Raw genomic sequence first — 6,079 nt, 5'->3', positions numbered from 1 at the left:
CTTTCGGATCGTGCCGGGCCCGATCCGAAAGAGACGGCCTAGCGGCGGCGCATGTCGGCCACGCGGGCCCGCTCCGCCTGCGGCTCCAGCATCCCTCCGGTGGCACTGCGCAGCTGCGCCGTCGGCCCGCCCCGCCGCTGTACCGGCAACGGCGACTCGCGGCGTGGCCGCCGCCCCTGCATCCCGTCCACACCCCCGGAGGGCGCGGCCCCACCAGCCACGGTGATCTGCACGCCCTGGTCCGCCAGCGCCTGCAGCTCCGTACCCGCCCGGTCGTCGTGCGGCGGCGGCTCGTCCGTCACCAGACGCGTCATCACATCGGTGGGCACGGTCTGGAACATCGTGTCGGTACCGAGCTTCGTGTGGTCGGCCAGCACCACCACCTCCGCCGCCGCCTGCACCAGCGCCCGGTCCACGCTGGCGGACAGCATGTTGGACGTGGACAGCCCGCGCTCGGCGGTCAGACCGCTGCCCGACAGGAAGGCCCGCGAGACCCGCAGCCCCTGGAGGGACTGTTCGGCTCCGCTGCCCACGAGGGCGTAGTTGGACCCGCGCAGGGTGCCGCCGGTCATGACCACCTCCACCCGGTTCGCGTGGGCCAGGGCCTGGGCGACGAGCAGCGAGTTGGTGACGACGGTCAGTCCGGGCACGCGGGCGAGCCGACGGGCCAGCTCCTGGGTCGTGGTGCCCGCGCCGACGACGACAGCCTCGCCCTCTTCGACGAGGGAGGCGGCGACATCGGCAATGGCGGTCTTCTCCGCCGTCGCGAGATGGGACTTTTGCGGAAAGCCGGACTCCCGCGTGAAACCGCCCGGCAATACCGCACCGCCGTGTCGGCGGTCGAGGAGTCCTTCTGCCTCCAGTGCCCGCACGTCCCGCCGTACGGTCACTTCGGAGGTCTGGACGACGCGGGCGAGCTCCCGGAGCGAAACCGCTCCGTTGGCCCGCACCATTTCGAGGATCAATTGGCGACGTTCTGCAGCGAACACGAAACTGACAGTAACCCCAACGACCGTCTGCTTTCAGCTCTTTGCGCCGGAATACCGAAGTTGTCCATAAGGCGGGGCGACTAGTGGTATACGCGGACCGAGAGTTGCGTGAACATCTCGCCACGAAACGACGCCCCGCCCCAAACCCCTTACGGTGTGCGGCGGTTAGCGGGGCTCACGCGTCCCCGGCGGTCTTCCGCGTGTGCAGCTGACGGGCCACCTCGGCGATCGAGCCCGACAGCGAGGGGTACACGGTGAACGCGTTTGCGATCTGCTCGACCGTCAGATTGTTGTCGACCGCGATCGAGATGGGGTGGATCAGTTCGCTCGCGCGCGGGGAGACGACCACGCCGCCGACGACGATGCCGGTGCCCGGACGGCAGAACATCTTCACAAAGCCGTCCCGGATGCCCTGCATCTTGGCGCGCGGGTTGCGCAGCAGCGGGAGCTTCACCACGCGGGCGTCGATCTTGCCGGCGTCCACGTCCGCCTGGGTGTAGCCGACGGTGGCGATCTCCGGGTCGGTGAAGACGTTCGAGGAGACCGTTTTGAGGTTCAGCGGGGCCACCGCGTCACCGAGGAAGTGGTACATCGCGATGCGTCCCTGCATGGCCGCGACCGACGCGAGAGCGAAGACGCCCGTGACGTCACCGGCGGCGTACACGCCGGGTGCGGAGGTACGCGAGACCTTGTCGGTCCAGATGTGCCCGGAGTCCTTGAGCCGGACCCCGGACTCCTCCAGGTTCATGTTCTTGGTGTTGGGAATCGCGCCGACCGCCATCAGACAGTGCGTACCGGTCAGCACGCGGCCGTCGGAGAGGGTGACCTCGACCCGGTCGCCCACCCGGTTGGCGGACTCGGCGCGCGAGCGTCCGACGACGTTCATGCCGCGGCGCCGGAAGACGTCCTCCAGCACGGCGGCGGCGTCCGGGTCCTCGCCGGGCAGCACGCGGTCGCGGGAGGACACGAGGGTCACCCGGGAGCCGAGGGCCTGGTACGCGCCGGCGAACTCGGCGCCGGTCACACCGGAGCCGACCACGATGAGCTCCTCGGGGAGCTCGTCGAGGTCGTAGACCTGGGTCCAGTTCAGGATCCGCTCGCCGTCGGGCATGGCGTCGGGGATCTCGCGGGGGGTGCCGCCGGTCGCGATCAGGACGGCGTCCGCGGTCAGGATCGTCTCGGAGCCGTCGGCGGCCGTGACGATGACGTCCCGGGTGCCGTCGATGCCCTGCGGTCCGCCGAGCTTGGCGCGGCCGCGCACCACGCGCGCGCCGGCCCGGGTGACGGAGGCCGTGATGTCGTGCGACTGGGCGAGCGCGAGGCGCTTGACGCGCCGGTTCACCTTGCCGAGGTCCACGCCGACGACGCGCGCGGCCTGCTCGATGTGCGGGGTGTCGTCCGCGACGACGATGCCGAGCTCCTCGTACGAGGAGTCGAAGGTCGTCATCACCTCGGCGGTCGCGATCAAAGTCTTGGAGGGTACGCAGTCGGTCAGCACCGATGCCCCGCCCAGACCGTCGCAGTCGACGACGGTCACCTCCGCGCCGAGCTGGGCCCCCACCAGGGCTGCCTCATACCCGCCGGGTCCGCCGCCGATGATCACGATCCGGGTCACGAAAAGTCCGCCTCACGTCTACCCGGCCGGCTGCCGCCCCGGCCGGTGTTCCGGGGGGTCTCCCCGGGGGATGCATTCCGTGCTCCATTGTCCCGCACGCTTCAAGGTGCTTCGCGCCCGGTCCCGCCATCCGGGCACGCGGGCACCGGCACCCCTCCCGTACTCTCGACCACATGTCGCTCTACGCCGCGTACGCCGGCAACCTCGACCCGCGGCTGATGACGCGCCGCGCTCCGCATTCGCCGCTGCGCGGCACGGGCTGGATCAATGACTGGCGGCTGACCTTCGGCGGCGAGCAGATGGGCTGGGAGGGCGCTCTCGCCACGATCGTCGAAGCCCCGCGCCACCAGGTCTTCGTCGCGCTCTACGACATCGCGCCGCTGGACGAGGACTCGATGGACCGCTGGGAGGGTGTCGGACTCGACATCTACCGCCGGATGCGGGTGCGCGTGCACACGCTGGACGGCGAGGAGGCGGCCTGGGTGTACGTGCTGAACGGCTACGAGGGCGGGCTGCCCTCGGCCCGCTACCTGGGCGAGATCGCGGACGCCGCGGAATCCGCGGGCGCCCCCCACGACTACGTGATGGAAATCCGCAAACGCCCCTGCTGACCGCCTGCGGGGCTGCTCGACCGGCCCGGTCCCGCCCCGCGGCCGCACACGGCGTGGCCTCGCGCGGCACCCGGCTGCTCCAGCCCCCGGCGTTGAGGCGCGGGCTCCGGGCAGCGCCCTGCCGTTTTGGCCCCGCCACCCCCACGGGGACGTTTCGGCGGAAACGACAAGGCAACGATCCGAACACCGTGAGCTGTGCCATCTACGCGCGTAGGCCGGAAGCGGTTACGCTCGTCCGCGTGAACGCATCTGTTACCGACCCCTTCGCCGCCGCCGACGCCGCAGCCGCCCGCCTGCGTGAGCTGACCGGCGTGGACACCCACGATGTCGCCCTCGTCATGGGCTCCGGATGGGCCCCCGCCGCAGAGGCGCTCGGCGCCCCCGAGGCCGAGTTCCTCGTCACCGAGCTGCCCGGCTTCCCGCCCGCCGCCGTCGAGGGCCACGGCGGCAAGATCCGCTCGTACAAGATCGGCGAGAAGCACGCCCTGGTCTTCCTCGGCCGGACCCACTACTACGAGGGCCGCGGCGTCGCCGCCGTCGCCCACGGCGTGCGCACCGCCGTCGCCGCCGGCTGCAAGACCGTCGTCCTGACCAACGGCTGCGGCGGTCTGCGCGAGGGCATGAAGCCCGGCCAGCCCGTCCTGATCAGCGACCACCTCAACCTGACGGCCACCTCGCCGATCGTCGGCGCGAACTTCGTCGACCTCACCGACCTGTACTCGCCGCGCCTGCGCGCGATGTGCAAGGAGATCGACGCGAGCCTCGAAGAGGGCGTCTACGTCCAGTTCCCCGGCCCGCATTACGAGACCCCGGCCGAGATCAACATGATCCGCGTCATGGGTGCCGACCTGGTCGGCATGTCCACCGTGCTGGAAGCCATCGCCGCCCGTGAGGCCGGCGCCGAGGTGCTCGGCATCTCCCTGGTCACCAACCTGGCGGCGGGCCTGTCCGGCGAGCCGCTGAACCACGAAGAGGTCCTCCAGGCCGGCCGTGACTCGGCCGCCCGCATGGGCACGCTGCTGACGCAGGTCCTCGCCCGCATCTGATCGACGTACGAGAGCTAAGGCGGAAGCAGTGCAGGAACAGGCACAGGCACAGGCACAGGACGACCTGATCATCCGGGCGCAGGCCTGGCTGGCCGAGGACCCGGACCCGGAGACGGCCGCGGAACTGGCCGCGCTCATCGAGGCCGGCGACACGGCTGAGCTCGCGGACCGTTTCTCGGGCACCCTGCAGTTCGGCACCGCCGGACTGCGCGGGGAGATCGGCGCCGGCCCGATGCGGATGAACCGAGGCGTGGTCATCCGGGCCGCGGCGGGCCTCGCGGCCTACCTGAAGGCCCAGGGCCACGACGGCGGCCTGGTCGTCGTCGGCTACGACGCCCGCTACAAGTCCGCGGACTTCGCCCGCGACACCGCGGCCGTCATGACCGGCGCCGGGCTGCGCGCGGCCCTCCTGCCCCGCCCCCTGCCGACGCCCGTGCTCGCGTACGCGATAAGGCACCTCGGCGCCGTCGCCGGTGTCGAGGTGACCGCGAGCCACAACCCGCCCCGGGACAACGGCTACAAGGTCTACCTCGGCGACGGATCGCAGATCGTCTCCCCGGCCGACACCGACATCGCGGCGCAGATCGCGGCGGTCGGGAAGCTGGCCGGCGTACCGCGCCCCGAGTCGGGCTGGCAGGAACTCGGCGAGGAGGTCCTGGAGGCCTACCTGGCGCGGACGGACGCCGTCCTGACCCCCGGCTCCCCCCGGGGTGCGCGGACCGTCTACACGGCCATGCACGGCGTCGGCAAGGACGTCGTCATGGCGGCCTTCGCCCGGCACGGCTTCCCGGAGCCGGTGCTCGTCGCCGAGCAGGCCGAGCCCGACCCGGCCTTCCCGACCGTGGCGTTCCCGAACCCGGAGGAGCCGGGCGCCATGGACCTGGCCTTCGCCAAGGCCGCCGAGGTCCAGCCCGACATCGTGATCGCCAACGACCCGGACGCGGACCGCTGTGCCGTGGCCGTGCCCACGGCGGACGGCTGGCGGATGCTGCGCGGCGACGAGGTCGGCGCACTGCTGGCGGCCCACCTGGTCCACAAGGGCGTCTCGGGCAGCGACAACGTCTTCGCCGAGTCCATCGTCTCCTCCAGCCTCCTGGGCCGGATCGCGGAGGCGGCGGGTGTCGGCTACGAGGAGACCCTCACCGGCTTCAAGTGGATCGCCCGGGTCGAGGGCCTGCGCTACGGCTACGAGGAGGCGCTCGGCTACTGCGTGGACCCCGAGGGCGTCCGCGACAAGGACGGCGTCACCGCCGCCCTGCTGGTGGCGGAGCTGGCGTCGGTGCTCAAGGAGCAGGGCCGCACCCTGACCGACCTGCTGGACGACCTGGCGATGGCCCACGGGCTGCACGCCACGGACCAGCTGTCGGTGCGCGTCTCGGACCTGTCGATCATCGCCGACGCGATGGCGGCGCTGCGCGCGCGGCCGCCGGTGGCGCTCGCCGGTCTGCGGGTGGTCTCGGCGGAGGACCTGTCCAAGGGCACGGAGACCCTCCCGCCCACGGACGGCCTGCGCTACTACCTGGACGGCGCGTACAAGGCCCGGGTCATCGCCCGCCCGTCGGGTACCGAGCCCAAGCTGAAGTGCTACCTGGAGGTCGTGGTCCCGGTGGCCGAGGCCTCCGACCTGGCCTCGGCCCGCGTCCGCGGCCAGGAGGTCCTGGACGCGATCAAGAAGGACCTCTCGGCGGCCATGGGCATGTGAAGGGCTGTTCCGTAAGCCCCGGCGCCGCTCGCGCGCCCCGGTCCAGGGGGCTGCTCCGGTTTCGCGCCGCCGCGCCGGACTCCGTCCGTCGGGGCGCGTAGCCGGGGCTTCGGCCC

5 protein-coding genes are annotated in these 6,079 nt (G+C 71.8%); 3 read left to right on the top strand and 2 right to left on the bottom strand.

Annotated features, from left to right (window positions below; genetic code table 11):
* Positions 1–38: 38 nt before the first annotated feature.
* Both ACWGIU_RS26725 and ACWGIU_RS26720 read right to left on the bottom strand, forming a co-directional pair.
* Entirely contained in the window at positions 39–989 is a 951-nt protein-coding gene (locus ACWGIU_RS26725; protein WP_453709875.1) for a DeoR/GlpR family DNA-binding transcription regulator, read from the bottom strand.
* A gap of 175 nt (positions 990–1,164) precedes the next feature.
* Complete coding sequence (locus ACWGIU_RS26720; protein WP_453709873.1) at positions 1,165–2,604, bottom strand: NAD(P)H-quinone dehydrogenase; 1,440 nt, start codon at positions 2,602–2,604, stop codon at positions 1,165–1,167.
* 173 nt (positions 2,605–2,777) lie between these two features.
* Between ACWGIU_RS26720 and ACWGIU_RS26715 the strand changes: the two genes are divergently transcribed.
* The 3 genes from ACWGIU_RS26715 to ACWGIU_RS26705 all read left to right on the top strand — a co-directional run bounded on the left by ACWGIU_RS26715 (position 2,778) and on the right by ACWGIU_RS26705 (position 5,963).
* On the top strand, positions 2,778–3,215 hold the full coding sequence (locus tag ACWGIU_RS26715) for a gamma-glutamylcyclotransferase (protein WP_030012228.1): 438 nt from the start codon (positions 2,778–2,780) through the stop codon (positions 3,213–3,215).
* Between the two features lie 239 nt (positions 3,216–3,454).
* Positions 3,455–4,261 (top strand): purine-nucleoside phosphorylase, encoded by an 807-nt coding sequence (locus ACWGIU_RS26710; RefSeq protein WP_453709871.1) that lies wholly within the window; start codon positions 3,455–3,457, stop codon positions 4,259–4,261.
* 28 nt (positions 4,262–4,289) lie between these two features.
* The gene (locus tag ACWGIU_RS26705) at positions 4,290–5,963 is read left to right on the top strand and encodes a phospho-sugar mutase (RefSeq protein ID WP_453709869.1); all 1,674 of its coding nucleotides are present in this window, start codon (positions 4,290–4,292) and stop codon (positions 5,961–5,963) included.
* Positions 5,964–6,079 lie beyond the last annotated feature (116 nt).

The sequence above is a fragment of the Streptomyces sp. NPDC054840 genome (assembly GCF_053611065.1).
The sequence above is the reverse complement of the archived record's forward strand: the minus strand, read 5'-3'. Positions and strand labels throughout refer to the sequence as shown.